General features: G+C 67.3%; 23 protein-coding genes. 9 read left to right on the forward strand and 14 right to left on the reverse strand.

Annotation, left to right across the window (positions count from 1 at the left end; genetic code table 11):
• Positions 1-34 precede the first annotated feature (34 nt).
• Positions 35-1,792: a transposase domain-containing protein gene (locus tag EV662_RS05865; RefSeq protein ID WP_165915532.1), complete on the reverse strand. Its 1,758-nt coding sequence runs from the start codon at positions 1,790-1,792 to the stop codon at positions 35-37.
• A gap of 448 nt (positions 1,793-2,240) precedes the next feature.
• On the opposite strand from EV662_RS05865, the gene EV662_RS05870 reads away from it, so the two are divergent.
• Positions 2,241-2,753, forward strand: a complete 513-nt coding sequence (locus EV662_RS05870) for a helix-turn-helix domain-containing protein (RefSeq protein WP_132461199.1) — start codon at positions 2,241-2,243, stop codon at positions 2,751-2,753.
• 498 nt (positions 2,754-3,251) lie between these two features.
• Here EV662_RS05870 and nifK read toward each other — a convergent pair whose 3' ends face one another.
• From nifK to EV662_RS05935, 13 genes are all read right to left on the reverse strand, one after another.
• Positions 3,252-4,790, reverse strand: coding sequence for a nitrogenase molybdenum-iron protein subunit beta (gene nifK / locus EV662_RS05875; protein WP_132461200.1), 1,539 nt, complete (start codon positions 4,788-4,790; stop codon positions 3,252-3,254).
• 96 nt (positions 4,791-4,886) lie between these two features.
• Entirely contained in the window at positions 4,887-6,356 is a 1,470-nt protein-coding gene (nifD, locus tag EV662_RS05880; protein ID WP_132461201.1) for a nitrogenase molybdenum-iron protein alpha chain, read from the reverse strand.
• Between the two features lie 64 nt (positions 6,357-6,420).
• Positions 6,421-7,305 (reverse strand): nitrogenase iron protein, encoded by an 885-nt coding sequence (nifH, locus tag EV662_RS05885; RefSeq protein ID WP_132461202.1) that lies wholly within the window; start codon positions 7,303-7,305, stop codon positions 6,421-6,423.
• Between the two features lie 354 nt (positions 7,306-7,659).
• Complete coding sequence (locus EV662_RS05890; RefSeq protein ID WP_132461203.1) at positions 7,660-8,493, reverse strand: SIR2 family NAD-dependent protein deacylase; 834 nt, start codon at positions 8,491-8,493, stop codon at positions 7,660-7,662.
• A 5-nt stretch (positions 8,494-8,498) separates the two neighbouring features.
• The gene (gene nifT / locus EV662_RS05895) at positions 8,499-8,705 is read right to left on the reverse strand and encodes a putative nitrogen fixation protein NifT (RefSeq protein ID WP_132461204.1); all 207 of its coding nucleotides are present in this window, start codon (positions 8,703-8,705) and stop codon (positions 8,499-8,501) included.
• A complete protein-coding gene (locus tag EV662_RS05900) occupies positions 8,702-8,980 on the reverse strand; it encodes a nitrogen fixation protein NifZ (RefSeq protein WP_132461205.1) in 279 nt (92 codons plus the stop codon). The genes nifT and EV662_RS05900 overlap by 4 nt, the downstream gene beginning before the upstream one ends.
• On the reverse strand, positions 8,967-9,740 hold the full coding sequence (locus EV662_RS05905; protein ID WP_132461206.1) for a 4Fe4S-binding leucine-rich repeat protein: 774 nt from the start codon (positions 9,738-9,740) through the stop codon (positions 8,967-8,969). The genes EV662_RS05900 and EV662_RS05905 overlap by 14 nt, the downstream gene beginning before the upstream one ends.
• Before the next feature lies 1 nt (position 9,741).
• On the reverse strand, positions 9,742-9,942 hold the full coding sequence (locus tag EV662_RS05910; RefSeq protein ID WP_132461207.1) for a 4Fe-4S binding protein: 201 nt from the start codon (positions 9,940-9,942) through the stop codon (positions 9,742-9,744).
• Between the two features lie 13 nt (positions 9,943-9,955).
• Entirely contained in the window at positions 9,956-11,422 is a 1,467-nt protein-coding gene (nifB, locus tag EV662_RS05915; protein ID WP_132461208.1) for a nitrogenase cofactor biosynthesis protein NifB, read from the reverse strand.
• Positions 11,423-11,660: 238 nt separating this feature from the next.
• Entirely contained in the window at positions 11,661-13,442 is a 1,782-nt protein-coding gene (gene nifA / locus EV662_RS05920; protein WP_132461209.1) for a nif-specific transcriptional activator NifA, read from the reverse strand.
• A gap of 256 nt (positions 13,443-13,698) precedes the next feature.
• Positions 13,699-14,322 carry an exopolysaccharide biosynthesis protein gene (locus EV662_RS05925; RefSeq protein WP_132461210.1) on the reverse strand — a complete coding sequence of 208 codons (624 nt, stop codon included), beginning with the start codon at positions 14,320-14,322 and terminating at the stop codon, positions 13,699-13,701.
• 92 nt (positions 14,323-14,414) lie between these two features.
• Positions 14,415-15,920 carry a glucosylglycerol-phosphate synthase gene (gene ggpS / locus EV662_RS05930; RefSeq protein WP_132461211.1) on the reverse strand — a complete coding sequence of 502 codons (1,506 nt, stop codon included), beginning with the start codon at positions 15,918-15,920 and terminating at the stop codon, positions 14,415-14,417.
• A 1-nt stretch (position 15,921) separates the two neighbouring features.
• Positions 15,922-16,704, reverse strand: coding sequence for an HAD family hydrolase (locus tag EV662_RS05935; RefSeq protein ID WP_132461212.1), 783 nt, complete (start codon positions 16,702-16,704; stop codon positions 15,922-15,924).
• A gap of 784 nt (positions 16,705-17,488) precedes the next feature.
• Between EV662_RS05935 and EV662_RS05940 the strand changes: the two genes are divergently transcribed.
• The 8 genes from EV662_RS05940 (at position 17,489) to EV662_RS05975 (ending at position 26,543) form a co-directional block, all read left to right on the forward strand.
• Positions 17,489-18,388 carry a UTP--glucose-1-phosphate uridylyltransferase gene (locus tag EV662_RS05940; protein WP_132461213.1) on the forward strand — a complete coding sequence of 300 codons (900 nt, stop codon included), beginning with the start codon at positions 17,489-17,491 and terminating at the stop codon, positions 18,386-18,388.
• Positions 18,389-18,762: 374 nt separating this feature from the next.
• On the forward strand, positions 18,763-20,700 hold the full coding sequence (locus tag EV662_RS05945) for an AMP-dependent synthetase/ligase (RefSeq protein WP_132461214.1): 1,938 nt from the start codon (positions 18,763-18,765) through the stop codon (positions 20,698-20,700).
• On the forward strand, positions 20,697-21,518 hold the full coding sequence (locus EV662_RS05950; protein ID WP_132461215.1) for an ABC transporter ATP-binding protein: 822 nt from the start codon (positions 20,697-20,699) through the stop codon (positions 21,516-21,518). Before EV662_RS05945 ends, EV662_RS05950 begins: the two co-directional genes overlap by 4 nt.
• 10 nt (positions 21,519-21,528) lie before the next feature.
• Entirely contained in the window at positions 21,529-22,434 is a 906-nt protein-coding gene (locus EV662_RS05955; RefSeq protein WP_132461216.1) for a branched-chain amino acid ABC transporter permease, read from the forward strand.
• 24 nt (positions 22,435-22,458) lie between these two features.
• A complete protein-coding gene (locus EV662_RS05960) occupies positions 22,459-23,526 on the forward strand; it encodes a branched-chain amino acid ABC transporter permease (protein WP_132461217.1) in 1,068 nt (355 codons plus the stop codon).
• Between the two features lie 103 nt (positions 23,527-23,629).
• Entirely contained in the window at positions 23,630-24,973 is a 1,344-nt protein-coding gene (locus EV662_RS05965) for an ABC transporter substrate-binding protein (RefSeq protein WP_132461218.1), read from the forward strand.
• Between the two features lie 76 nt (positions 24,974-25,049).
• Positions 25,050-25,898, forward strand: a complete 849-nt coding sequence (locus EV662_RS05970) for an ABC transporter ATP-binding protein (RefSeq protein ID WP_132461219.1) — start codon at positions 25,050-25,052, stop codon at positions 25,896-25,898.
• A 354-nt stretch (positions 25,899-26,252) separates the two neighbouring features.
• Positions 26,253-26,543, forward strand: a complete 291-nt coding sequence (locus tag EV662_RS05975) for a hypothetical protein (protein ID WP_207903593.1) — start codon at positions 26,253-26,255, stop codon at positions 26,541-26,543.
• Positions 26,544-26,635 lie beyond the last annotated feature (92 nt).

The following is a 26,635-nucleotide window of genomic DNA, read 5'->3' on the forward strand; positions in this document are numbered from 1 at the left end:
GGCCGGGACGGTGCGGCTACACCGCCCGGCCGCTTCATCTCGAAGCCAACTGGCTTTCCGTGGCCTCAATGAAGTTCCTCAATCGTTCCTCGGTCAGGTAAGACACCTCGGCGGCGCCCTCGCCGGGCTCAGCGGCCTTGAAGCCGCTATCGGTGTGAAGCTCGACAACCCCGGTTTCAGGCCGCCGGATCGCATCGGTCGCACCGATGGCGTCCAGCGCCGCTTCGCGCAGCTTGGCCACGTCCGCCTCGGGGTGCGCTGCACGGAACTTGCGGACAAGCTGGCGCACCCGCTGCTTTTCGGTGGCGGCGGCGCGGCGGCCTTCGGTGCTGCCGTGCCGGGTGGGCGCGACGGCCGGCAGCTCTTCGAGGAAGAGGCTCCCGCGCCGGGTCTCGTCCTCCCAATGGCACACCATCGCGGGGGCGTCGAAGTCCTTGGGGTTGAAGCCGACCAGAACCTTCTTGCCCACGTGACGCAGCATCTCGCGCTGCGTCGTGTGGTCGCCGAACAGCCCGCCGTCGAAGGCGATCCGGCCATCTTCGCGCACCGTCTTGAGCTTCCAGGTCATGGCGAGGCGGCGGCGGTGGAAGTCGGCCAGAACACGCCTTCTATTACCTTTCAACAGCCGTTCGAACGCCTCTGCGCGGCTCTCGCCCTTCAACAGCCCCTTCACCCGGTTGTCGGTCGCGGTGTTCAGGTCATGGATGGCTTCGGCCAGAACGGCTTCGAAGACTTCGAGCGGGACCGGCTCGCCATTGGGTGGGGTCGGATCGTTCGGCCCCGGCCGCTGCGCCCCGTGAAAGCGCGGGTCGTTGTCCACGTGGCGCAGATGCGACCAGACGTTCTCCTGAAGGTTGCTGGTCTTCGCGCCGACGCCCTTGTTCCGAAGCTCGGCCCCGATGATCTTCAGCACACCGGGCACGGCCCAGTCCGGCTTGCGCGTCTGTTTCGTGCGGTAGGCCGGGGTCAGCCCGCCCGCGATCCTCTGGCTGTTGAACGCGCTGCCATTGTCGAAACCGACCTTCTGCGGGCGGCCATGCGTCTCGCACATGTGCAGGATCGCCGCCTCGGTCACATCGGAGTTCTCCGATTTGCCCACGGCCCAGCCCACGGTCTTGCGCGTGCGGCGATCCGCGAAGGCGACAACCCACGGGCAGCCGACCGTGCCATCCGGCCAACGCACTCGCACCTTGAATTCGCGCCCGTCGCCGTCCACCATGTCCATTGCGGCCATGCCCTCGGCCGTCTGCGGCAGGCGAAGCGTCAGGAGCGCGGTCGCCCGCTCTTCCCCCACCTCGGCCACGAGCCGCGCGATGGGGTCCATATCGTTCCAGCGCCGCCGGATCGTGTGATAGGGGGGCCAGGTCCAACCCTTGGCCGCGGCTTCCTTCGCGACCTGCTTATGGGCGTGCTTCAGCGGGAAGCCTGTCCCGTTCTTGCCCGACAGGTTCATGCGGTTGACCAGGGAGGCCCAGGCTTCCGGTGTCGGCTCGTCGCGCTCCCCGCCCTTCCAGGCAGGGGCCAGTGCGGGTGCCCAGTTCGCCGGCGCCACCCCGTCCGTCTTGTCCTTCCAGCCCTTGACCGTGTTCCGCGACGGGAAGCGGCCGAACTTGGCCTTCCCTTCCTTCTCGATCTCCGGCCAGGTCGCGCCCACCGCCTCCATCTTCGCCACGAACATCAGCTTCAGGGCATTGTCATGCGCCCGCTCGCGCACCGAAACCGGTGCACGCTCAAGCGCGACATGCGCCGCGTCATCGTGCTCGCCGGGGTCGAGATGATGCTCTTCGCACATCCGCCGACGCCATTCGTTCTGCACGTCCTCGGGAAGGTCCGCGAGTTCGAATTCGAACCTCTTACCAACTTGGCGAACAGGGACGCCCAACCGTTTCAGCATCTTGCGGACGCCCATCGGGGTTTTGGGACGGCCGGGAAGCCCTGTTATGTCGGCAATGCAAAGGCTCATCGACGGGTCCCGGCGGCTTCGTTTACACGATCCAGCAAGGCCCGCGCTTTCGGACCCTTCCAGTTCCCGAAGAAGGCATCCCGCACGTTCTGGATGCGCGTCCCGTTCTCTGAGCACCAAGCATTCAAGGTCGTGCCTTGAGCCACGAACGCGGCGCGAACACGCCTGTAACGGGCTTTCTCGGCATCCTCTGGTATGTTAGAACCTGACATAGGAACGTAGTCCAAACGAAATCGTCTCCTATAGGGGACATTATGCATCCTTTAGGAAGTTGTCAATGACTGACACTGACGAGCCCGATGTTCTTGTGGGACGCTTGGCACATCTGGCCTTCACGCGCGGGCTGAGTATTAGGGAAATGGCCGAGCGGTGCGGCATCCCGAAGAGCTCTATGGAAGGCTACATGCGGGTGAAAGGCGCGAAGCGGCCCGGTGTTGATGCGCTCATCGCAATCGCCAATGGGATGGATGTTTCCATCGACTGGCTCGTAGGGAGGTCGGCCGACAGCTTTTCGCCCACGCTGAGCCAGCGCGACTATGCCCTTCAGTGCTTCCGTGTCGTCGAAAGTCTGCTTGCATGGTTGTGGGCGCAGCAGTCGAAGAGCGAGAGCCCAATCCTAACCGGTGAGCGCATCGCTGGTCTTTCGCGTTCTGAGATAGCCGCGAACGCCATGGCGGCCTTCATGGAGGGCATGAGGGAGTTCGCGTCAAACGAGCGCGATGCACCAAATCGGAGCGACTTCCAAAAGCTTATCGAGCAGTCTCTCGCCAAATCGGAAACCGGAAAGTGACTAGTTTCCGAGTGGGGAGCGCCGCCTCTGATTTCATTGGGTTTTTCCTGACCACCAGCCGCGGCAACGCCCCGTTCGGCTTCTGAAAAGCCCCGAAACTGTCAAAACCCCTGCAACTCGGCACCCCCTAACCCTTTGTTTTTAAAGTGCTCTAAAATCCGAGGGTGTCAAAACCTCCTGTCGCCGCTCATTGGCTTCGCCAAGCCGACCCGCGCGGGGGGCGCTGCCCCCCGCAGCCCCCCGGGATATTTCCAGCCAGAAGAAGCCCCCGCCCCTTCTTCTGGCTGGAAATATCCCGGGGGGGAAGTCCGAAGGACGGGGGGGGCAGCGCCCCCCCCTGCCCCGCCGCGGCCCGTGCGACATGGGGTGTTCGACCCGGAACGCCGAGGCGCGGCCAGCGGAAGAAGCCGGCCGCGCCTCGTGCAGCCCCGCAAGCGGGACTGGAGCGGATGCCCCGGCGCGGGGACAGGACAGACAGGGATGCGCCGGGGCCGCCGCTTAGCGGGTGAGATCGAAGGAAATGTCGGTCTCGCCCAGGGTGCCCGTGTCGGTGTCGAGCTTGTCGAGCACGGTATCGAGGATCTTCACCAGCACGTTCAGGCCGCCCTGGTAGCCCCAGGTGGGGAAGCGGTGGTGGTGGTGGCGGTCGAAGATCGGGAAGGTCAGCCGGATCAGCGGGATACCCAGGTCGCGTTCCAGGTACTTGCCGTAGCTGTTGCCGATCAAGAGGTCCGTGGGCTCGGTCGCGAGGATCGAGCGCAGGTGCCACAGGTCCTTGCCGGCCCAGACCTGGCAGCCCTTGCCGAAGGGCGAGGAGGCCAGCAGCGCCTCCATCTGCTCCTTCCATTCCTTGCTGCCGTTGGTGGCGAGGCAGTGGGTGGGTTCGCCGCCGGTTTCCATGACGAAGCGGGCCATCGCGTAGACGAAGTCCGGGTCGCCGTAGATCGCGTAGGTCTTGCCGTGCAGGTAAGCCTGGCTGTCGGCCATCGCGTCGACCAGGCGGCCGCGTTCCAGCGTCAGGCTGTCGGGGATGGCCTTGCCGGACAATTCGCTGATCTTCACCAGGAAGTCGTCGGTGCCGCCCACGCCCATCGGGTAGTGGAAGGCGGCGGTCTGCTGGCCGACCTTTTCGCACAGTTCCAGCGTCTTCCTGGTGCAGTATTCCTGCATCGAGACGGTGGCCTTGGCGTTCACGGCCTTTTTCGCGGCGTCCAGCCTGGTGCCGCCGTCATACATGCGGAACTGGCCGTCCGAGGGCGTGTCGTAGACATCGGACACGTCCGACAGGACGGTGTAGCTGACGCCCATCGCGTCCAGCATCCGGTTCAGTTCGCGGATGTTGCCGACCGCGTAGCCGTCGAAGCCGGGGATGATGTTGATCGACTGGTTTTCCTTGCGCTTCGCGTCCTTCCAGAAATGGCCCAGGATGCCTTTCTGCATGTTGTCGTAGCCGTCCACGTGGCTGCCGACGAAGGCGGGCGTGTGGGCGAAGGGCACGTCGAAATCGGCGGGCACCGATTCCTTGTCCTTCGCCTGGAGGATGAAGGAGTTGAGGTCGTCGCCGATCACCTCGGCCATGCAGGTGGTCGAGACCGCGATCATCTTGGGTTCATAAAGCGCGTAGGTGTTGGCCAGGCCATCGACCATGTTCACCAGCCCGCCGAACACCGCCGCATCCTCGGTCATCGACGACGACACCGCCGAGGCCGGTTCCTTGAAGTGGCGGCTGAGGTGCGAGCGGTAATAGGCGACGCAGCCCTGCGAGCCGTGCACGAAGCTCATCGTGCCCTCGTAGCCGGCGGCGGCGAAGACCGCGCCCAGCGGCTGGCAGGCCTTGGCGGGGTTGACCACCAGGGCCTCGCGGGCGAGGTTCTTTTCGCGGTAGTCCCAGGACTTGGTCCAGTCGAGGATTTCCGTCACCTGCGGCGCGGGGGTCGCATTTTCGTACTTCGCCCGCTTGTTCTCAAGCATCTGCTTGTATTCGGGCTCGTGGAACAGCTTGGTGTGGTCCAGCACCTTGTCTGCCGATTGGGGCATCTTTCACATCCTTCTTCGGGCCCGTCCGCATTCCGGGACGCCGGCCGAAAGGGTTGAGGGGAAGGCAGGGGCCGCGCGGCCCCCGCCCGGGGCCGGTCAGGCCGATTTCTTCCAGGGCGCGTCGAACAGACCCCAGACCGGGTTGTTGATCGCCAGATCCATGTCGCGGGCGAAGATCGCGAAACCGTCATAGCCGTGATAGGGGCCGGAATAGTCCCAGCTGTGCATCTGGCGGAACGGGATGCCCATCTTCTGCGTCGGGTACTTTTCCTTGATGCCGGAGCCGACCAGGTCGGGGCGGATCTTCTCGATGAACTTCTCGAGCTCGTAGCCCGTCACGTCATCGTAGATCAGCGTGCCTTCCTTGACGTATTCGCCGGTGCGCTTGTAGTCGTCGCCATGGGCGAACTCGTAGCCGGTGCCCGCGATCTCCATGCCGAGATCGTGGTAGGCGGTGACGACGTGACGGGGACGCAGGCCGCCGACATAGAGCATCACCTTCTTGCCTTCGAGGCGCGGCTTGTATTTCGCCAGCACCTCGTCGACCAGCGGCTGGTACTTGGCGATGACCTCTTCGGCCTTGTCCTGGATGGTCTTGTCGAACTTGGCGGCGATGGCGCGCAGGGAGGCGGCGATCTGGCTGGGTCCGAAGAAGTTGTATTCCATCCACGGCACGCCGTGGTTCTCTTCCATGTGGCGGCAGATGTAGTTCATCGACCGGTAGCAGTGGATGAGGTTCAGCTTGGCCTTGGGGGCGTTCTCCATCTCGGCCAGCGTCGCATCGCCCGACCAGGAGCCGACCACGTTCAGGCCGATCTCTTCCAGCAGGATGCGCGACGACCAGGCGTCGCCGCCGATATTGTAGTCGCCGATGATGTTGACGTCGTAATCGGTCGCCTCGTATTCCGACCCCTCGCCGTCCAGCACCCAGTCACGGATGCAGTCGTTGGCGATGTGGTGGCCCAGCGATTGCGACACGCCGCGGAAGCCTTCGCAGCGGACCGGCACGATGGTCTTGCCGATGTCCTTCTTCTTCTTCTTGGCGACCGCCTCGATGTCGTCGCCGATCAGGCCGATCGGGCATTCCGACTGCACCGAGATCGCCTTGGACAGCGGGAACAGCTCGTTGATCTCGTCGATCGTCTTCTCGAGCTTCTTGTCGCCGCCGAACACGATGTCCTTTTCCTGGAAATCGGTCGTGAACTGGAAGGTCACGAAGCTGTCGACGCCGGTGGTGCCGGTGTAGTAGTTGCGCCGCTGCGACCAGGAATAATGGCCGCAGCCGACCGGGCCGTGGCTGATATGGACCATGTCCTTGACCGGGCCCCAGACCACGCCCTTGGACCCCGCATAGGCGCAGCCGCGGATCGTCATCACGCCGGGGACCGACTTGACGTTGGATTTCACCGTGTCGCATTTCGACACGATCTCGGTTTCGCCGTCTTCCACGGGACCCGCGGTCGACAGGTGCTTGGCGCGCCGTTTCTGCGCCTTTTTCGGATAGGCCGCGAGAACCTCTTCAATGAGGCTCGTGTGGTCCGCGCCGTCTTCCAGATCTTTCGCCATCTCGGAGACTCCTTGTTCAGGGCGGGCCGGCGGCGAGGCGCCGGCCCAGGGATAAGGCGCAGACTTACGCCGACTTCGCTTCGGACTTGGCGATCTCGGCCAGGCGGTCCTCTTCGGACTGCATGATCCCGAAATCGAGCAGCATCTGCTCCAGCTCATCCATGGTGATCGGGGTCGGGATCACGCCCTTGCCCGAGTTCTCGTGGATCTTGCGGGCGAGCTGGCGGTACTCCTCGGCCTGCTGGCTTTCGGGGGCGTACTGGATCACCGTCTCGCGGCGCAGCTCGGCATGCTGCACGATGTTGTCGCGCGGCACGAAGTGGATCATCTTGCAGCCCAGCTTGGCCGACAGCGCCTCGGCCAGTTCCAGCTCCTGGTCGGTCTTGCGCTCGTTGCAGATCAGGCCGCCCAGGCGCACGCCGCCCGAGTTGGCGTATTTCAGAATGCCCTTGGCGATGTTGTTGGCGGCATACAGCGCCATCATCTCGCCCGACATGACGATGTAGATTTCCTGGGCCTTGTTCTCGCGGATGGGCATGGCGAAACCGCCGCAGACCACGTCGCCCAGCACGTCGTAGGACACGTAGTCCACGTCGTCATAGGCGCCGTTTTCCTCGAGGAAGTTGATCGCGGTGATCACGCCGCGGCCGGCGCAGCCAACCCCCGGCTCGGGGCCGCCGGCCTCGGTGCACTTGATGCCCTTGTAGCCGATCTTCATCACGTCTTCGAGTTCGAGATCCTCGACCGAGCCCAGCTCGGCGGCCATGTGGATCACGGTTTCCTGCATCTTGGTGTTCAGGATCAGGCGGGTCGAGTCGGCCTTGGGGTCGCAGCCGACGATCAGGATCTTCTGATCCATCTCGACCAGGGCGGCCAGGGTGTTCTGGGAGGTGGTGGATTTTCCGATGCCACCTTTACCGTAGAAGGCGATCTGTCTCAGCGCGCTCATGGTTTCGTCCTTTGCAGCTGTGTTGGTTCGGTGTCGCGAGAAGGCGTCGCGGCCGCTCTCGCCCCTTCTTAAGCAGGAAGCGTGCCAAGCCCCGGACACATGAAATTTCATTGAATTCCAGATACTTGCAAAAACGCGCCCCCGGCCGCAGCGCTGTGTCGAACCCGACAAAGACCCGACAATCGCGCCCTTGCCCGGGACAGGCGCCCGCAGGGCCGTCGCGCCATGGGTATTTTTGCCAAGAAGAAGACCGCAGCTTCTTCTTGGTCCAAATACCCGAAACGACTGCGGCCCCCCGAAGGGGGCCGCGATGCAAAGGCGTGCGCGCGACAGCGCGCTCCTTCTGGAACGCTGTCAGGCGGGGGCGGCGATGGCGCCGGTGACCGCGGAAAGCGGCAGGTCCAGCCGTTCGATGCCCAGCTCTTCGAGGAATTTCTCCTCCATCCGCGTCAATTCCCCCTCGATCAGCGCGACATGGCCCTGGCCGGACCGCTTGGCGATCTGGCGGGCGAAGATGCGCAGCATCTGGTCGTCGAAGCGGCAGCCGAGGAACAGGAAGGGCCGGCCGGTGCGGCGGGCCTGCACCTCGTCGGGGATCGGGCTCTGGATGTCGATTTCCGTCAGGACCTCGACATAGTCGCTGTCCGACAGCAGGAAGGAATGGCCGGGCCGGATCACCCCGTGGGGTTTGTAGATCAGCGTTTGCCAGGCCGGGTCGGGCGCCTCGCCCAGGAGCGCGCCGGTAGCGTCATAGGCCCGGGTCCAGACATCGTGCCTTTCGCCATTGCGGCTGACGCCCTGGACCCAGCCCCAGCCTTCCATGCCCTCGGCCATGGCGGCGTCCAGGATCTGGCTGTCATACCAGGCGTCCACGATCATCGGCGGGCGCACCCGCGCCAGCCAGCGGTGCAGCGGGCCCGGGTCGGGGCGCTCGGCGAAGGCCTCTTGCACGATGGCCTCCAGCGTCTTGCGCAGGCGGCGGCTTTCGACGAACTGGGCCACCGACCACATGTTGCCGCTGGCGCGTTTCGGGGCGCGCACCTTTGCCTCGATCGCGGCGCAAAGCGCGGCCGGAGAGGCCGGTTGCCCGCCCCCCGACAGCGCCGCGACGCCCGCGCCCAGATAGGGCACGCGGCCGCCCTGGGCGACCTCGTCCAGAAGCCCGGCCAGACGGCTTTCGGCGCCCATCGCCCCTACTCCACCGACAGGCGGCGGGCGTCCACCGTGATCGGCAGTTTCGGCGCGTCGAGATCGGGCATCTCGAAGGTCCAGCCGTTGGACAGCTTGGCCCAGCCGCCCCAGATGCCGGGCTTTTCGGATTCCACCACGATTTCCTCGAGGTCCTTCTTGGGCACGTAGACTTCCATGCCCTTGGGGGTTTCGCGAACGGTGATCTTCATTGGGCTGTCTCCTTGTCGAGGCTGACGAGTTCGTCGCGGCGCATGCCGACGATGGACCGGCTGTCCACGAATTCGACGGCGTAGATGTAGAACTGGTTCAGGAAGGTGCCGATGTCGCGCACGTAGCCGACCTCGCCCTTGGACACGACGCGGTCGCCCACGTCGCTGCCGGCCACGGTGCCGTCGTTGCGGATATGTTTGCGGGCGCGCACCTTTTCGCCGGGTTCGAAGGCGGGCGGGCCGTAGATCTCGATTTCGCGGTCATCGGTCGACATCGCTGTCCCTTTCTGCGGAGAGTTCGGCCAGGCGCGTGGCGGCGGCTTCGCGCACGGGCGCTTCGGGGTCGTCCAGAAGGCGGGCGGCCAGCGCTGCCGGGCCGCGTTCGGCGACGGCGTGGCGCACCCGCAGGTCGGGGTCGCCCGCCAGCCGTTCCAGCGCCTCGGGCGCGAGCCGCTGGGCCACGGCGCGGCGGACCAGGGGGTCGGGGTCGGCGACCAGGTGGCCAAGCCAGCGCGGCGCCACCCGTTCGGCCACCAGCACGCGGATTTCCGGGTCGGGGTCGCGGGCCAGGATCGGCAGCACGCCCGGATCGGCGCGGCGCGCCGCGATCAGCCGCACATGGGGGTCGTCGTCATGCAGCAGCGGCACGAGATCGGCGAAGGGCAGCCGCCAGGCGAGCGCGGCGCGCACCTCGCGGTCGGGATCGGTCAGCGCGGCGCGGGCCTGGGCCGCCGGAAGGCGCAGCGCCGCGACGGCGCGCACGGCCGGGTCGGGATCATCGAGCAGCGGGCGCAGGCGGAACAGGTTGGCCACGCGCGCGGCCTGGGCCCGGGTCTCGGCATAGGGCGCGTCGAGGCACATATCCGCGGCGGCGGGGTTCATCACGAAGAACCGGGCGATGCGGGGGGCATAGCGGTCATGGGCGCAGGACCAGCCGGGCGCGCATTGGCGCGTGTCCCGGAACCGCGCGAACCGGCAGGTCGCGCAATCGAGCGCGCGGCCCTGCCAGTCGACCGGATCGGGACCCTCGGGCATGTCACACCGGGGCCGGGATGCAGGTGGCGGGCACCGGGCAGATCTCGGCGCATTGCGGGGTGTCGAAATGGCCCTCGCATTCGCTGCACAGGTTCGGGTCGATCACGTAGGTGTCGTTCTTCAGCCGGATCGCGGCGTTGGGGCATTCCAACTCGCAGGCGCCGCAGGCGGTGCAGGTCTGGGTGACGATCTTGTAAGCCATGGTCTGCCCCCGCTCAGGCGCGTTTCGCGGCGCGGGCGGCGCGCGATTGCAGGACGGCGGCGATGGCGGTTTCGATGTAATCCTCGCCCAGGCTGTCGATCGCCTCGATCCCGTATTTGGCAAGGCTGGCGCGGGGGCCTTCGCCGATCTTCTGGCACAGGACATAGGGCACGTCGGCCAGCACGCGGATGATTTCCCCCATCCGATCCTCGTCGCCATAGCCGCCGAGACAGTAATTGTCGGCCCGCCGGTGCCCGACGAAGCGGATGCCATCGGCATCGGCCTCGTAGATCTGGAATTCGGTCGCCTTGCCGAAATGCAGGTTGATCCGGCCCGAGCCACGGGTGCAGACGGCAAAGAGCGTGGGCGCCTCGGTTGCGGCGGCGGCGGCATCGGCGTGTTCGGCGGCGGCGGCGCGGTCCTTGCGTTCCTCGGCCACCCAGGCGCGGTAGGCATCGCGGGCCTCGGGGGCGTCCTCGATCACCTCGGGCAGCTTGTCGAGGGTGAACTCCTGGCCGCGATCCTCGCCCAGCAGGCCCACCGCATCGGCGCGGCACTGGCGGCAATGGCGCATCAGGTTGGCGCCGCCCGCGCAGGCGTCCTGGACCTTTTTCAGCTCGGCCGCGGTGGGGCCGCGCTGGCCGGTCAGGCCGAAATGGGTGCCATGCGCGGGGTCGGAAATCAGCGGCATGATGTTGTGCAGGAAGGCGCCGCGCGCCTTGACGGCCTTGTTCACCTCGATCAGGTGGTCGTCGTTGATGCCGGGGATCAGGACCGAGTTCACCTTGACCAGAACGCCCTTTTCAGTCAGCATTTCAAGGGCTTGAAGCTGGCGGTCGCGCAGGATGGTGGCGGCCTCGATGCCGGTGCGGCGTTTGCCCTGGTAGAAGATCCACGGCACGATCTGCGCACCGATTTCCGGGTCGATGGCGTTGATGGTGATCGTCACGTGGTCGATGTTCATCGCCACGATTTCCTCGACATGGTCGGGCAGCGCGAGGCCGTTGGAGGACAGGCACAGCTTGATGTCGGGGAGGCGTTCGGCGACCTGCGCGAAGGTCGCCCGGGTCTTGCGCCAGTCATAGGCGGCGTCGCCCGGCCCGGCGATGCCCAGCACCGAGAGTTGCGGCACCTCGGCGGCGACGGCCAGCACCTTGCGCGCGGCCTGCTCGGGCGTCAGCCGTTCGGACACCACGCCCGGGCGGCTTTCGTTGGCGCAGTCGAACTTGCGGTTGCAGTAGTTGCACTGGATGTTGCAGGCGGGCGCGACGGCCACGTGCATGCGCGCGAAATAATGGTGCGCCTCTTCGGAGTAGCAGGGGTGGTCCTTGACCTTGGCCCAGGTGGCCGGGTCCATGTCGGCGGGTCCGGCGGACGAGCCGCAGGACGATTTCGAACAGCCCCCCTGTTGCAGGGCGGCGCCCATCTCCTCCCGGCTGGAAACGGAAAGACCGGCAATCGGGATGAGGGGGGCGGACATGGGCGGACTCCTGTAGCCTGGACGCGTTCGGAATTAGGGAAGCAGGAAGCGTGCCAAGCCGCGCGGGGGCCTTGTTTTCAGGGCCGCGCCAAGGCCGCACCGCCCTGCCTTGTCGCAGCGGCGACAGGACGTCGCAAACCCGACACTCGCCCTGTCGGGGATGCGGGGCGCGCGGCGGCGGGGGTGGCCGGTTTGCGGGGATGCGGCGGGAAAAGCGGGCGGCCGGGGGCGCCCCGGCCTAGAACCTGCGGACCTCGATGCCGTGCTTTTTCAGCGCATAGCCGATCTGGCGCGGGGTCAGGCCCAGCAGGCGAGCGGCCTTGGCCTGGACCCAGCCCGCGCGTTCCATCGCGTCGACCAGCCGGGCGCGTTCGTCGCCGGGCGCCTCGCCCGCGGGCGGCGGCGGGGCGGGGCTGAACGGAGCGGGGGGCACGTCGGTGAACCCGTCGGGGGCCGCGCAGGCCGGCGCGGGCGGGCGCTGGCCGGCGGCGCTGTCGATGACCGGCAGCGGCGTGCGGATCGCGGCCAGCCCGCCGATCGGCGAATGGTCGCCCGACTGCATGCGCCACAGTTCGGCCGACAGGCAGGTGCCCTGGCTGCAGGCCAGTTCCGCCGAGTCGATCTCGGTGTCCGAGGACAGCGCGGCGACCCGGCTGATGCAGTTTTCCAGCTCGCGCACATTGCCGGGGAACTGGCAGCGGGCCAGCTGGGCCATGGCCCGGGGCGTCAGCCGTTTTTCCATGCCGTTCTGGCGGTTGAACCGGTCAAGGAAAGTCTGCGCCAGTTTCGGCACGTCCTCCAGCCGTTCGCGCAGCGGCGGCAGGACGATCGGCACGACGCAGATGCGGAAGTAGAGGTCGGCGCGGAAATCGCCGCGGGCCACGGCCGCTTCGAGGTCCTTGTTGGTGGCGGTGACCAGCCGCACGTCGACCTTGAGCGTTTTCGACCCGCCGACGCGTTCGTATTCGCCCTCTTGCAGGATGCGCAGGAGTTTCGCCTGGAATTCGGGGCCGATCTCGCCGATCTCGTCAAGGAACAGCGTGCCCTTGTCGGCCAGTTCGAACCGGCCCTTCTTCTGCGCGACGGCGCCGGTGAAGGACCCCTTTTCGTGGCCGAAAAGTTCCGATTCCAGAAGTGTCTGGCTGAGCGCGGCGCAGTTGACCTTGACGAAGGGCTGGTCGCGGCGGTCGGACAGCGCGTGCACCGCCTTGGCGAACAGCTCCTTGCCGGTGCCGCTTTCGCCGCGCAGCAGGACGGGGGTATTGGTCTGGGCCACCTTGTGAATCTGGGCGGTGACCGCCTTGATCGCGGGGCTGTCGCCGATGATGCCCTTGATCGGCTCGGGCGGCATCTGCGCGGCGTCGTCGGCCTTGTCGCTGGCCGCGTGCAGGGCGGCGCGGGCCTCTTCCATCAGGCGTTCGCGGTCGCGGGCGACCATGCGGCGGAACTTGACCGACTGTTCCAGGATCGAGGCGACCATGGTCAGCACGCGCTGGTCTTCCTCCAGGAAGCGGACGCCGCCCTCGTCAAGGTCGCGCCAGGCGCCGAGCACGCCGATCACGTAGGGCGAGTGGACCTGTTCGCGGATCGGCACCGCGATCAGGGCCAGCCGGTCATGCGGCGCGCCGGGCGGGATCGCGGCGTCGCCCAGTTCCTCGCGCGCGTTGCGCGACACCAGCGCGATGCCGGTGCGGAACACCTGGCGCGTGGCCTTGACCGGCAGGGCGCGGATTTCGGGCGGCGCGAAGACCGAGCCGTGGGTGGTGGCGGCGATGACGAAGGGGTTCACCGGCTTGCCGTCGCGCCCGGTCTGGCCCTTGTCGTCCAGCAGCGCCAGCGCCCCCATGCGCAACCCCATGAACGAGGACAGCACGTTCAGCACCGAGGGCATCGCGCCGATCGGGTCGCTGGCCCCGGTCAGGATCTTCGCGGCCTCGCAGACGGTATCCAGCGGAAACCGTTCGATTCCTGACTGCGCATCGGTTGCGGCCCCACGGGGCCCGAAGGTGGAGTTTTTCATGTCGTCCTCGCCTACGGGACGAGCATCCGGGATGGCGGGGGAACTGTCCATATCGCACCGGAAAAGATGTGTTCCAAACCGGGTTTTCCGGGGCGGCACGGGGCGGGTTTGTCAGTTTTCGGACACTCGATGCTGCGTTGCCGCATATTTCAGCAGTCCCGATGCGGCCCTGCAGCGACGCCGGTGCGCGCCCGATTCCCCCGCTTCCCCCGCGCGCGGGTGAGGCCGCGGTATCCGGGGCGGCCTGTCCGGCGGGCTAGTGGATCATCGCCTCGGCCCCGCCGATCAGCGAGATCACGATCGCGATGGTCAGGATCACCGAGAACGCGCCGAACAGCAGGCCGAAGACGACCACCTGCCCGTCCTTCTCGACGAAACCGACACCGGTGATGAACAGCGCGATGGCCGGGAACCAGCCGCTGCCGGGGATCGGCAGGAACAGGGTGAAGGCCACCACGAACAGCGCCAGCCCCAGAAGCCGTTCGTGGCGCGGATCGAAGATGACCGGCAGCCGCGGGCGCAGCCGGCGTTCCAGCCGCCGGGTGACGGGGCGCAGGCGCAACAGGGCGCGGCGCAGCTTTTGCAGGTCGATCTTCATCCGGTCCAGCCGCCCGGGCAGGCGCACATGGGGAAAGCCCAGCGCCATCTGGGCGGTGGCCACCAAAACGGGCAGCGCGGTGATCAGCGACGAGCCGGGCGGCAGGGGCAGAAGCGTGATGAGCGAGAAGACGAGGATCGCCCAGCCGAAGGACCGGTCGCCCAGCCCCGCCAGCAGGTTGCCCAGCGTCAGCGTGCCCGCGCGGTGATGGTCGCGCGAGGTCCTGAGGATGGGCATCGACAGCGATGGCCGACGCCTTGTGGTGTTGTCCCGCTTTGCCATTCGGCCCCCCAGGATGCCCGGCAGATATCGCGGCTGCGGGCGCCGGATGCAATGGGCCGTCGCGGGAACGGGGCGTCAGGGGGCGTGCGCGGTCAGGCGGCGGGGCGGTGCGACAGTTCGATCCCGGCCGCGCCGGTCAGCGCCTGCATCTGGTGTTCGGCCCAGAACCGGATGTCGTGGCGGCGCACCACGTCGCGCAGCGCCGCCATGCGGTCGCGCCGTTCGGCGGGCGCCATGTCGAGGGCCTGGGAAATCGCGCTGTCCATCGAGCGGTTCGAGAACGGGTTGGTCAGCAGCGCCGAGCCCATCTCGACCGCGGCACCCGCGAATTCCGACAGCACCAGCACCCCGTCATGGTCCACGCGCGAGGCCACGAATTCCTTGCACACCAGGTTCATGCCGTCGGCCAGCGGGGTGATCCAGGCGACGTCGGCGGCGCGGTAATAGGCCACGAGATCGGCGAACGGGATCGCGCGCGAGATCAGCGTGATGGGCTGCCAGTCGAAGCTGCCGAAACGGCCGTTGATGCGCCCGGCCATCTGTTCCAGGTCGCTCTGGATGTTCTCGTAGACGGTCATGTTGCGGTTGGCGGGCACCGAGACATGCATCAGCCGCACCCGGCCGCGCAGGTCGGGGCGGCTTTCCAGCAGGCGTTCGTAGCTGAGCAACTGGTCGATGCCGCCCTTGGTGTAATCGGTGCGCCCCACCGAAAGCAGCATCTTGGCCTGTCCCAGGTCGGCGCGGATTTCCGCGGCGCGCCGGGCGGTTTCCTCGCGCCGGGCGATGGCGTCGATGTAATCGACATCGACCCCCACGGGCGAGGCCTGCACCGCGATCGTGCGCCCCTCGTAGGTGAGCGTGGTGGGCACGCTGCGTTCCGAAAGCGCGGTGATCTCGGCGGCGAATTCGGGTTCGACCTTTTGGCGGGCGGTCACCTCGACATCCAGCAGGCTTTGCGCCGCCGAGACGAAATTCGACACGTAGCGCGGGATGTGGAAGCCCACCACGTCGCAGGCCAGCAGGCTTTCTAGGATTTCCTTGCGCCAGGGCAGCACGTTGAACATGTCGGCCGACGGGAACGGCGTGTGGTGGAAGAAGCTGATCTTCACGTCGGGGCGCAGGGTGCGCAGGTAGCCCGGCACCAGCCACAGGTTGTAGTCATGCACCCAGACCACCGCGCCCTCGGCGGCCTCGGCGGCGGCGGCCTCGGCGAAGGCCCAGTTCACCTCGCGGAAGGTCGGCCAGTCGACGGGGTCGTAATTGTAGCGTTCCTTGAAGGAATGCAGGATCGGCCAGAACGCCTCTTTCGAGGTGACGTGGTAGAAACTGCTGACCTGGTCCGCGGTCAGCGGCAGGCGCGAGACGGTGTAGCGGCCATAGGCATCGTCGATCTCGACCACGCGGTCGAAATCGGGATTGGCGGGGTCGTCGGCCTGTTTCCAGGCGACCCAGGCGCCCTTGTCGAAGCGGCCGAAGAAGCTTTTGAGCGTGGGGACGATGCCGTTCGGGCTCTTGTTCTCGCGGAACACGGTGCGCCCGTCGACCTCGACCTCTTCATAGGGTTGGCGGTGGTAGACGATGACGAGATCCGAGGGCATGTCAGGCTCCTGTGGGGGTGTCGTGAAGGGCGAAGGCGGCGATCGCCTCGAGTATGCCCGCGGCGCCGTGGGCGCGGGCGGCGTGGACATGGGGCAAGGTCGCGACGCGCTGCATCAGCGCGGGTTCGGAATTGCCGACGGCGACCGCGTTCAGCCCGCATTCCAGCATCGAAAGGTCGTTCAGCGTGTCGCCCGCGGCCAGCACGCGGCCCGGGTCGATGCCCAGATGCGCGACCAGCCGTTTCAGCGACGGCCCCTTGGACACGCCGCGCGGCAGCACGTCGAAAAAGCGGTTGTCCGAGATCAGCCAGTCGAGGCCCAGCCGCTCGATCCTGGTTTCCGCCGAGGGGCAATAGGCGGCCGGGTCCATGTCATAGCTGACGCGGTGGCGGAAGGCGGTGGGTTGCAGCGTCAGCCCCGGGTGACCGTCCAGCGCCGCGCGCACCCGCGCGCCCGCATCGCCCCAGCGCCGGGCGATGTCGGCCTCCAGCGCGGGGATCGGGGTGATGGCGCGGTGTGGGGCCACCTCGGCGATCGAGGTGCCGACATCGCCCACCACGTAATCGGGCCAGGGCAGGCCGTGATCTGCGCACATCGCGGCGATGAATCCGGGATCGCGGCCGGTGACGAAGACCAACCCGATGCTGGGCCGGTTCGCCTCGATCCAGCGGTAAAGGCGGCGGCGGTCGGGTTCGGACCCGCCAAGGAAGGTGCCGTCCAGGTCGGTCGCCAGCACGAAACGGCGGGCCGACAGCGGCGGAAGGGGGGCGGTGGCGATGGTCATGGCAGGGCCTTGCACGGCAGGGGAACGGTCGGGGCGGGAGGGTCGAGCGCCAGCGCGCGCGGCGCAGGTTTGGTGGGGCGGGTCCCGGCGGCGGAAATGCCGGGAACACGCGCGGCATGGGCATGGCGTCGATTGCGCCCTAGACCGGGCGGACGTGCGACGGGCCTGGATGGCGGCTGTGAAATGCTGTCCTTCATGGTCGTCCCGATATCCGATCCTGCCTGTGCCGATCGTCGCCGCGCGCCTGGCGCAAGGGGCGTCGCGGCCCCGTGGCGATGCGCGCATCTTGCGCGCGGCGGCCCCGCCCCGGCGCCATGGCGCGCCTGCGGGGGGGGGCCTGTGGGAATGACGGTAAGGCCCTGCGGCGCGGTTTCAAACGAAACGCCGCGGTGCGGCGCCGAAACGGGCGATATCGGGCGAAAACTATTTCGCTTGGCGTATCAATTGAACGATCCGCACAAATCTTGGGCAGGTGCGGGACCCGCACGACACCCGCCGACATAATGCCTGCGGATGCGCAGGGTGGTGCAGGCGGTGGCGGGCCATGGCGGATGAGGGATCTCTATTACATTGTTTTTATTTGTATATAATGAGAAATACCGCCCTCCCCCCTTTTTCGCCACCGCCGCCATTTCCCCCGCGCCCCGCGGCAAACGCGCCGGGACGGCCCCCTGCGGCGGGATTTGCAATCGCTTCGGCACCCCGTAGTTTTTCTTCCATAACCGAAGTTGTTGCGCGCGGCCCGCCATGCCGCAGCTGCGCAACACAGCGACGAGGAACCGCCATGACGACACCCATCGTGCGCACCGCCATCTTTCCCGTTGCCGGGCTGGGAACACGTTTCCTGCCCGCGACCAAGGCCACGCCGAAAGAGCTTTTGCCGGTCATCGACACGCCCCTGATCCAGTTCGCCATCGACGAGGCGCGCGAGGCGGGGGTGGAACGCATGGTCTTTGTCAGCCACCCGTCGAAATCGGCCATCGAACGGCACGTGCGCGCCGATCACGGCCTGATCGAAACGCTGCGCGCCCGCGGCAAGGCGCAGCTGGCGCAGGAACTGCACGACGCCGCGCTGAACGAGGACCACCACGAGGTGGAATTCGTGATGCAGCACGCCCCGCTGGGCCTGGGCCACGCGGTGCTGTGCGCCCGGCCGCATGTGCTGCCGGGGCCGGTGGCGGTGCTGCTGCCCGACGACCTGATCCTGTCGCAGCCCGGATGCCTGGCCGAGATGATCGCGGCCTATGACGGTTGCGGCGCGGGGCACATGGTGGCCGCGATGGACGTGCCCGGGGACGAGGTGTCGCGCTATGGCGTGCTGGCGCCCAGCCGGGTGGACGGGCCGCTGACCCATGCCACGGGGATGGTCGAGAAACCCGCCCCCGGGGCGGCGCCGTCGCGAAAGGCGGTGGTGGGGCGCTATATCCTGGACGGGTCGATCTTCGACACGCTGGAGGGGCTGCCGCCGGGGGCGAATGACGAGATCCAGCTGACCGACGCGATCGCCGCGGATGCGGGGCGGATCGGGCTGGTGGGGTATGAATTCTCGGGGCGGCGGTTCGATTGCGGCGCCAAGGCGGGCATGCTGGAGGCGACCCTGGCGCTGGCCAGCGGCCACCCGGACTATGCCCCGGTGATCGCGCGCGCCCTGGCCGGTGCCCCGTTCGCCCTGGCCGCCGAGTGAGGCGGGCCGGCGCCGGCGCGGGCGGCCCGGCGGATCGGGCGAGGCCGCGGCCCGACGTGCAACGATCCCGATCCTGCGCGCAAGAAAGTTCCACCTCAGGTTTTTCTTGATAACTTTTTTGCGCGTCCTATCCTCCACCAGCCGCAGGGAGAGGTTCGCCCTGCGCCGTGACGGGCACCGGTGCGCCCGGCGCGCGATCAGGGACAGGACGACGCCCGATCCGTTCACCCGGCCCCGAGGGGGCAGGACAAGAGCGGCCGAAAGAGGAACGTCGTCGCCGGGAGGGAGGACGCACGTGGGTTTTTCTGGCATGACGCCCTGTCGCCGGGGCCGTGCGCCCGGGACATGCGCCCGGCGCAGCGGAGTGGCCGGCGATGGCCGCTGAGGGCGCGGGCGGCGAGACCTTTGCCCAGCTTCTGATCGGCCAGGCCGACCGCCGCGGCGACGCGTCCGCGATTCGCGAGAAACGGCGCGGCATCTGGGGCAACGTCACCTTTGCCGCGCTGTCGGAGGAGGCCGCGGCGCTGTCGCTGGCGCTGGCCGGGCGCGGGCTGGTGCGCGGCGACCGGATCGCGGTGATCGGCGAGAACCGCCCGCGCCTGTTCGCGGCCATCGCCGCGACCCATGCGCTGGGCGGGGTGGCGGTGCCGTTGTATCCCGATTGCGGGGCGACCGAGCTGGCCGGGCAATTGCGCGCGACCGACGCCCGCGCGATCTTCGCCGAGGACCAGGAGCAGGTCGACAAGGTGCTGGAGATCCTGCCCGACTGTCCCGGCGTGCAACTGGTGATCTATGACGACGACCGGGGCATGCGCCATTACGTGCATCCCGGGCTGGTCGACCATGCGCACCTGATGGCCGAGGGCCACGAGATCGCCGCCGCGCAACCGGATGCCTATCGCGCGGCGGTCGCGGCGGGCGGGGGCGAGGACGAGGCGTTCGTGTTCTTCACCTCGGGGTCGTCGGGCGCGCCCAGGGGCGTGATCTTCACCCACCGGGCGCTGATCGGGCGGACGCGCGCGGCGGCGGCGGCGCAGGGGCTGGGCGAAACCGACACGACGCTGGCCTTTTTCCCGCCGGGATGGCTGTGCCAGACGATGGTCAGCTACATGAGCGCGATGGCGGTGGGGCTGTGCATCTGCTGCCCGGAATCGCTGGAGACGCTGATCGACGACATGCGCGAGACGGCGCCCAGTGCGCTGTTGACCACGCCGCGGATGCTGGACGCGATCTTTTCGCGGATCTCGACCCGGATGGAGGAAACCGGCGGCGTGAACCTGGTGCTGTACCGCCGCGCGCTGGCGCTGGCGCAGCGGGTCGGGCGGCAGATGACCGAAGGCCAGGCGCCCGGCGCGGTGAACCGGTTCGGGATGGCGGCCTATGGCGCGCTGATCTATGCGCCCTTGCGCGATTTCCTGGGCATGAGCCGGCTGAAATCGGCCTGTTCCACGGGCGACACGCTGGACCCGGCGATGCAGGGGTTCTTCCAGACGCTCGGCATCGGGCTGGGCCAGCTTTACGGATCGACCGAGACGGCGTTCTTCGTGGCGATGCAGCGGCCGGGCGACACGCGCCCCGGCCCGCTGGGCGCGCCGCTGGAGGACATGGAGGTGCGCATCGCCGAGGACGGGGAAATCCTGGTCCGCTCGGACGGGGTGATGAAGGGATACCTGGACGGCACCACGGCGCGCGATGCCGAGGGCTGGCTGCATACCGGCGATGCCGGGCGGCTGGACGAGGCGGGGCGGCTGCACATGATCGACCGGATGGACGCGCTGGGCCGGCTGGCCGACGGCACGCCCTTTGCCGCGCGCCAGATCGAAAGCCGCATCCGGTTCTCGCCCTTCATCCGCGAGGTGGTGGTGACGGGCGAGGGCCGCGACCGCCTGTGCGCGCTGATCGACATCGACACGCTGGCGGTGGGCCGCTGGGCCGACGATCACGCCATCGCCTATATGGGCCATGTCGACCTGGCCTCGCAGGAGGCGGTGCATGACCTGGTGGCGGGGATCGTGGCGGGGGTGAATGCCGACCTGGCGCGCGACCCGGCGCTGGCGCCGTTGCAGATCGCGCGGTTCGCGCTGGTCCCCGAGGAACTGGGCACCGAGAACGGGTTCCTGACGCCCACCGGCAAGGTGCGCCGCCAGGCGGTGACCGACCGCTTTGCCGCCCTGATCGAGGCGCTGCACGCGGGCCGGGACGAGGTCGTGATCGAGGCCGCGACCGGCGAGGAAGGCCACCGCGGCGAGATCGCGCTGAAGCTGCGCGCGCCCGGGGGAACGGGCGGCCCGGGCGACAGGAGGGCCGCATGAACGCCGTGACCGAAAGCCATGTTCCCGGCGTCGAGCGCGCCTTTCCGATCGGCGGGCCGATCCTGCAGCTGGACGCGATTTCGCTGCGGTTCGGGGGGGTGCATGCGCTGACCAACATCTCGTTCGACATCCGCGAACACGAGGTGCGCGCGATCATCGGGCCGAACGGGGCGGGCAAGTCGTCGATGCTGAACGTGATCGGCGGGCTGTACACCCCCCAAGAGGGCACGATCCGGTTCCGCGGCGAGACCCTGTCGAACATGACGCCGGGCAAGGCCGCGCGCATGGGCATCGCGCGCACCTTCCAGAACATCGCGCTGTTCAAGCGGATGACGGTGCTGGAGAACATCATGGCCGGGCGGCGGCTGTTCACCCATGCCAGTTTCCTGGAGGTCGCGCTGCAACTGCCGCGGGCCCGGCGCGAGGAGCTGGAAAGCCGCGAGAAGGCCGAGGAGATCATCGAGTTCCTGGAGATCCAGCAGATCCGCAAGACCCAGGTCTCGCGCCTGCCCTACGGGTTGCAGAAGCGGGTGGAACTGGGCCGGGCGCTGGCCGCCGAGCCGCAGATCCTGCTGCTGGACGAGCCGATGGCGGGGATGAATGTCGAGGAAAAGCAGGACATGTGCCGGTTCATCCTGGACGTGAACGACCATTACGGGACGACCATGGTCCTGATCGAGCATGACATGGGCGTGGTGATGGACATTTCCGACCGGGTGGTGGTGCTGGATTACGGCAAGAAGATCGGCGACGGCCCGCCCGACGAGGTGCGCAACAACAAGGACGTGATCGACGCCTACCTGGGTGTCGCGCATTGAGGAGGCGGCGGTGAATCCCGAAATCCTGTTCTTTTTCGAGGTGTTGCTGGGCGGTCTGCTGGCCGGCGTGATGTATTCGCTGGTCGCGCTGGGCTTTGTGCTGATCTACAAGGCGTCCTCGGTGTTCAATTTCGCGCAGGGCGCGATGGTGTTCTTCGCGGTGCTGTCCTTTGTCGGCTTCATGGAACTGGGGCTGCCGTTCTTCCTGGCGCTGCTGGTGACGGTGGGTCTGATGGTGCTGGTGGGCATGGCGACGGAACGTTTCGTGCTGCGCCCGCTGGTCAACCAGCACGAGGACACGTTGCTGATGGCCACCATCGGGCTTGCCTTCGTTCTGGAGGGGCTGGCGCAGCTGGTCTGGGGGGTCGAGGTGCGCCGGCTGGACCTGGGCATTCCCGACGTGCCGATCATGTGGATCGCGGATGCCACGGGCATCTTCGTCAGCGCGCTGGACCTGGTGGCGGGGCTGGTGGCGGCGGTGATGGTGGCGGTGCTGGCCATCGTGTTCTCGCGCACCAAGGTCGGGCTGGGGCTGCGCGCGGTGGCCGACGGGCATGGCGCGGCGATGTCGATCGGCATTCCGCTGAGCCAGGTCTGGGTCTTCGTCTGGGCCACGGCGGGCATCGTGGCGCTGGTCGCGGGGATGCTGTGGGGGGCGCGCGCGGGCGTTCAGTTCGCGCTGGTGGGTCTTGCGCTGAAGGCGTTGCCGGTGCTGATCATCGGCGGCTTTACCTCGGTGCCGGGCGTGATCGTGGCAGGCCTGATCGTGGGCGCCAGCGAGAAGCTGGCCGAGGTCTATATCGGCCCCTATTTCGGCGGCGGCATCGAGGGCTGGGCGCCCTACATGCTGGCCGTGCTGTTCCTGATGTTCCGCCCCGAAGGTCTGTTCGGGGAACGCATCATCCGCCGCGTCTGACGCCCCGCGAGAAAGGCAAAGCCCATGTATTACAGACAGGCCGGCACCTACCGCACCGATTACGCGCAGGACATGCGGCTGTTGCCGCTGAAGGAGGACCGCATCCTTCTGGGCGTGGTTCTGCTGGCGGCGTTCGCGGTGATCCCGTTCACCGCGTCGGATTACTGGCTGAGCGCGATCCTGATCCCGTGGCTGTGCCTGTCGCTGGTGGCGCTGGGGCAGAACATCCTGATGGGCTATGCCGGGCAGCTGTCGCTGGGGGCGGCGGGGTTCATGGCGGCGGGCGCCTTCGCCTGCTGGAACTTCATGCACCGGGTCGACTGGATGCCGTTCCCGGTGGCGGTGTTCCTGTCGGGGCTGATCGCGGCGGCCATCGGCATCGTGTTCGGCCTGCCGTCGCTGAGGGTGCGGGGGCTGTACCTGGCGGTGGCGACGCTGGCCTCGCAGTTCTTCATCGTGTGGGTGATCGACAAGTTCGGCTGGTTCAAGGATTACGACAGCTCGGGCATCATCACGGCCAAGGACATCGTGATCTTCGGCAAGTCATTCACCAGCCCGGCCGAGATGTACCTGGTGGTGCTGACCATCACGGTGGTTCTGACCTGGGCCGCGATGAACATGGCGCGCGGCAGCGTGGGGCGGAACTGGCAGGCGGTGCGCGACATGGACGTGGCCGCCGAGGTGATGGGCCTGTCGCTGTTGCGCACCAAGCTGCAGGCCTTTGCGATCAGTTCCTTCTATTGCGGGGTCGGGGGGGCGCTGTTCGCCTTTACCTACCTGAAATCGGTGGAACCGGCGGCCTTCGACATCAACCTGTCGTTCCGCGTGCTGTTCATGGTGCTGATCGGGGGGCTGGGCACGATCATCGGGTCGTTCTACGGCGCGGGGTTCATCCTGCTGTTGCCGGTGTTCCTGAACATCTTTTTCCATGCGCTGTTCGGCAAGGCGGTGGATGCCACCATCACCTCGGCGCTGGAGCAGGTGATCTTCGGCGTGATGATCATCCTGTTCATGATCTACGAGCCATTGGGCCTGGCCAAGCTGTGGCAGAATTTCCAGGAACGGATGCGCCGATGGCCGTTCAAGTTCTAGGGGCCGCGCGCGGCCCGACCGAAACAAGGCTGGCGGCCCGAGGGGCGGCGGACCTTGGGGGCTCGACCCGGTCGAGCGGCAACGAAGGGAGGACCAGGAGACGATGAGACGATTGATCCAGAGGGCGGCATCCGCGGTCCTCGTGACCGCCGCGCTCGCGGCCTCTCCGATCGCGCCGGGCATCGCCCAGGCGCAGGAGCAATACATGGCGGTGCCGTCCAGCCGCGTCGGCCCCTATTCCGCGATGGGCACCGGCTATTACGGCGGCATCATCGACTACATGACCTATGTCAACAAGACCGGCGGCGTGAACGGCGTTCAGCTGACCTGGGCGGAATGCGAGACGGAATACAACGCCGCGCGGACCGTGGAATGCTATCAGCGGCTTCTGTCCGGCCCGAACGGGCAGAAGATGGTGGTGTTCGACACGCTGGGCACGCCCGGCGCCTATGCCGTCATCAACCGGATGGCCGAGGACGAGGTGGTTCTGGCGCAGTTCGGTTATGGCCGGACGGACGCCGCCGATGGCCGGGTCTGGCCCTGGGTGTTCAACGCGGCCGGCCATTACTGGTCGCAGATCGCGGTCAAGATGAACTTCATGGCGCAGGTCGAGGGCGGCGTGGAGAACATGCGCGGCAAGAAGATCGTGCACCTGCATATCGACAGCGCCTATGGCCGCGAACCCCTGCCCGCGATGCGCCAGATCGCCGAGGACTGGGGCGTGACGCTGGTGGAAATCTCGATCCCGCCGCCCGGGTTGGAGCAGAAATCCCAATGGCTGCAGATCCGGCGTGAACGGCCCGACTGGGTGACGTTCTGGGGCGCCGGGTCGGGGATGAACGCGACCGGCATGACCGAGGCCGCGCGCGTGGGATTCCCGCGGGACCGGATGATGTACGTCACCTTCGGCGGCGCCGAGGAGGACATGGTGCCCGCGGGCGATGCCGCGGTCGGCACCTATGTCGTGGCCAACGTCGTGCCCGGCAAGGACTTCCCCCTGGTCCAGCAGATCGAGGAGGTGGTCTATGGCGCGGGTGAAGGCAACCTGGCCAACCCCGAGCGCGTCGGCACGGTCTACTGGAACCGGGGCGTGGCCGCGGCGGTGATGTGGATCGAGGCGTTGAAGAACGCGCAGGCGATCCACGGCAAGGCGGGTCAGCCGGTGACGGGACCCGAGTTCCGCGACGGCTACGAGGCGCTGGACATGACCGCCGAGAAGCTGGCCGAACTGGGCATGTCGGGCATGATCGCGCCGTTCAAGCTGTCGTGCGAAAAGCATGACGGGTCGGGCCGGTTCAAGATCATGCAGTGGAACGGCGAGGCGTTCGACATCATCTCGGACGATTTCGTGGCCGCGCCGGACGAAAGCTTCATCCGTGGGCTGGTCGAGGCCTCGGCCGAGAAGTTCGCCGCCGACAACGGCCTGAGCGTGCGCGACTGCCCGTAAGGGCCTGACATTGGCCGCGGGGCGGGGGGCGCGCCCTGCCCCGCGGCGCAGACCGGACAGAGCAGGGAATGCCCCCATGACCATGACCGCCACCCGCACCGCCGAGGCCGCCGCCGGGCCCGCCGCCCAGCCGATCCTGTCGGTGCGCAACATCGAGGCGATCTATGACAACGTGATCCTGGTGCTGCGCGGCGTCTCGCTCGAGGTGCCCGAGGGCAGTATCGTCGCGCTTCTGGGGGGCAACGGCGCGGGCAAGAGCACCACGCTGAAGTCGATCTCGACCATGATCACCGCCGAACGGGGGCGCGTGTCCAAGGGGTCGATCCATTTCCGCGGCGAGCGCACCGACCAGCTGACGCCGGGCGCGCTGGTGGGGATGGGGATGGTGCAGGTGATGGAGGGCCGGATGTGTTTCGGCCACCTGACGGTGGAGGAAAACCTGGTCGCGGGCGCCTATACGCGCAAGCTGTCCAAGGCGCAGATCCGCGACGAGCTGGAGCGGGTCTATGCCTATTTCCCCCGGCTGAAGGAACGCCGCACCAGCCAGGCGGGCTATACCTCGGGGGGCGAACAGCAGATGACGGCGATCGGCCGGGCGATGATGGCCAAGCCGCGCATGCTGCTGCTGGACGAGCCCTCGATGGGGCTGGCCCCCCAGATCGTCGCCGAGATCTTCGAGATCGTGCGCGACCTGAACGAAAAGGAAGGCGTCAGCATCCTGCTGGCCGAACAGAACACGGCCGTGGCGCTGAAATACGCCAATTACGGCTATATCCTGGAAAGCGGCCGGATCATGATGGACGGCCCGGCGGCGGACCTGGCGGCGAACAAGGACGTGCGGGAATTCTACCTGGGCATGTCGTCGGACGGCCGCGACAGCTTTCGCAACCGCAAGTCCTACCGCCGCAAGAAACGCTGGATCTGAGCGCCGGGGCCGGACCTGCGACTAGGTGGCGTGACGACCAGAGAGACCGCCCCCAAGCGGTTGTTTTACCAGCGTTTCAAACCGGGGATTGGGTGGCGGAGGAGCTGCGATTCCAACTGGACCGTCTCCTGTGACCCTTGAGGAAGCTCCGGCAGGATTACGAGTCTTGCGGACTTCCAGGGAACATTTCGCAATTTGACGCGGGTTCACCAGGTAACTCGCTGCTTCGCCCATCCCCGCAACGGCAGGGGCAGCTGATCCGGGGCATGGCCTGACCGCGACAGCCTTGCGGCGCACCCGCCCCTTGCCCCGATGCGCGCGTTTCTGTCTTATCGATCGAAAGCGGAGTGTACGATGACCGAACTGGTGTTCAAGGGCAAGGAATTCGTCTGGAATCATCATCTTGCAGTGCCGTTCCGGCCCCTGGTGATGCACGCGGACAAGGGGATCGGCGCGGCGCGGCTGGACGGGAACCTGATCGTGCAGGGCGACAACCTGCACGCGCTGAAGGCGCTGTTGCCGATGTATGCGGGCAAGGTGGACTGCATCTTCATCGACCCGCCCTATAACACCGGAAACGAGGGCTGGGCCTACAACGACAACGTGAACGCGCCGATGATCCGGGAATGGCTGGACGCCAACTGACCTGCCCCGATGAAGTGGTCCGGTTTCAGTCTTAGTGCATGAGGGGTCTTGGCGCTACGGCTGGTGTGGCCGGCGAAGCGGCTCCGGATGGC

Source organism: Rhodovulum marinum (assembly GCF_004343075.1).
Lineage (GTDB): Bacteria > Pseudomonadota > Alphaproteobacteria > Rhodobacterales > Rhodobacteraceae > Rhodovulum > Rhodovulum marinum.

Bases quoted from the DNA above. Each gene is read 5' to 3' on its own strand.
- nifD (WP_132461201.1), bottom strand. From the start codon at position 6,356: ATGGCGAAAGATCTGGAAGACGGCGCGGACCACACGAGCCTCATTGAA.
- EV662_RS05940 (WP_132461213.1), top strand. From the start codon at position 17,489: ATGACGACACCCATCGTGCGCACCGCCATCTTTCCCGTTGCCGGGCTG.
- EV662_RS05965 (WP_132461218.1), top strand. From the start codon at position 23,630: ATGAGACGATTGATCCAGAGGGCGGCATCCGCGGTCCTCGTGACCGCC.
- EV662_RS05890 (WP_132461203.1), bottom strand. From the start codon at position 8,493: ATGGGCGCCGAAAGCCGTCTGGCCGGGCTTCTGGACGAGGTCGCCCAG.
- EV662_RS05945 (WP_132461214.1), top strand. From the start codon at position 18,763: ATGGCCGCTGAGGGCGCGGGCGGCGAGACCTTTGCCCAGCTTCTGATC.
- EV662_RS05925 (WP_132461210.1), bottom strand. From the start codon at position 14,322: ATGGCAAAGCGGGACAACACCACAAGGCGTCGGCCATCGCTGTCGATG.
- EV662_RS05865 (WP_165915532.1), bottom strand. From the start codon at position 1,792: ATGTGCGAAGAGCATCATCTCGACCCCGGCGAGCACGATGACGCGGCG.
- nifK (WP_132461200.1), bottom strand. From the start codon at position 4,790: ATGCCCCAATCGGCAGACAAGGTGCTGGACCACACCAAGCTGTTCCAC.
- EV662_RS05975 (WP_207903593.1), top strand. From the start codon at position 26,253: ATGACCGAACTGGTGTTCAAGGGCAAGGAATTCGTCTGGAATCATCAT.
- EV662_RS05935 (WP_132461212.1), bottom strand. From the start codon at position 16,704: ATGACCATCGCCACCGCCCCCCTTCCGCCGCTGTCGGCCCGCCGTTTC.
- EV662_RS05870 (WP_132461199.1), top strand. From the start codon at position 2,241: ATGACTGACACTGACGAGCCCGATGTTCTTGTGGGACGCTTGGCACAT.
- EV662_RS05905 (WP_132461206.1), bottom strand. From the start codon at position 9,740: ATGCCCGAGGGTCCCGATCCGGTCGACTGGCAGGGCCGCGCGCTCGAT.
- EV662_RS05960 (WP_132461217.1), top strand. From the start codon at position 22,459: ATGTATTACAGACAGGCCGGCACCTACCGCACCGATTACGCGCAGGAC.
- nifB (WP_132461208.1), bottom strand. From the start codon at position 11,422: ATGTCCGCCCCCCTCATCCCGATTGCCGGTCTTTCCGTTTCCAGCCGG.
- EV662_RS05950 (WP_132461215.1), top strand. From the start codon at position 20,697: ATGAACGCCGTGACCGAAAGCCATGTTCCCGGCGTCGAGCGCGCCTTT.
- EV662_RS05900 (WP_132461205.1), bottom strand. From the start codon at position 8,980: ATGTCGACCGATGACCGCGAAATCGAGATCTACGGCCCGCCCGCCTTC.
- nifT (WP_132461204.1), bottom strand. From the start codon at position 8,705: ATGAAGATCACCGTTCGCGAAACCCCCAAGGGCATGGAAGTCTACGTG.
- nifH (WP_132461202.1), bottom strand. From the start codon at position 7,305: ATGAGCGCGCTGAGACAGATCGCCTTCTACGGTAAAGGTGGCATCGGA.
- ggpS (WP_132461211.1), bottom strand. From the start codon at position 15,920: ATGCCCTCGGATCTCGTCATCGTCTACCACCGCCAACCCTATGAAGAG.
- EV662_RS05970 (WP_132461219.1), top strand. From the start codon at position 25,050: ATGACCATGACCGCCACCCGCACCGCCGAGGCCGCCGCCGGGCCCGCC.
- nifA (WP_132461209.1), bottom strand. From the start codon at position 13,442: ATGAAAAACTCCACCTTCGGGCCCCGTGGGGCCGCAACCGATGCGCAG.
- EV662_RS05910 (WP_132461207.1), bottom strand. From the start codon at position 9,942: ATGGCTTACAAGATCGTCACCCAGACCTGCACCGCCTGCGGCGCCTGC.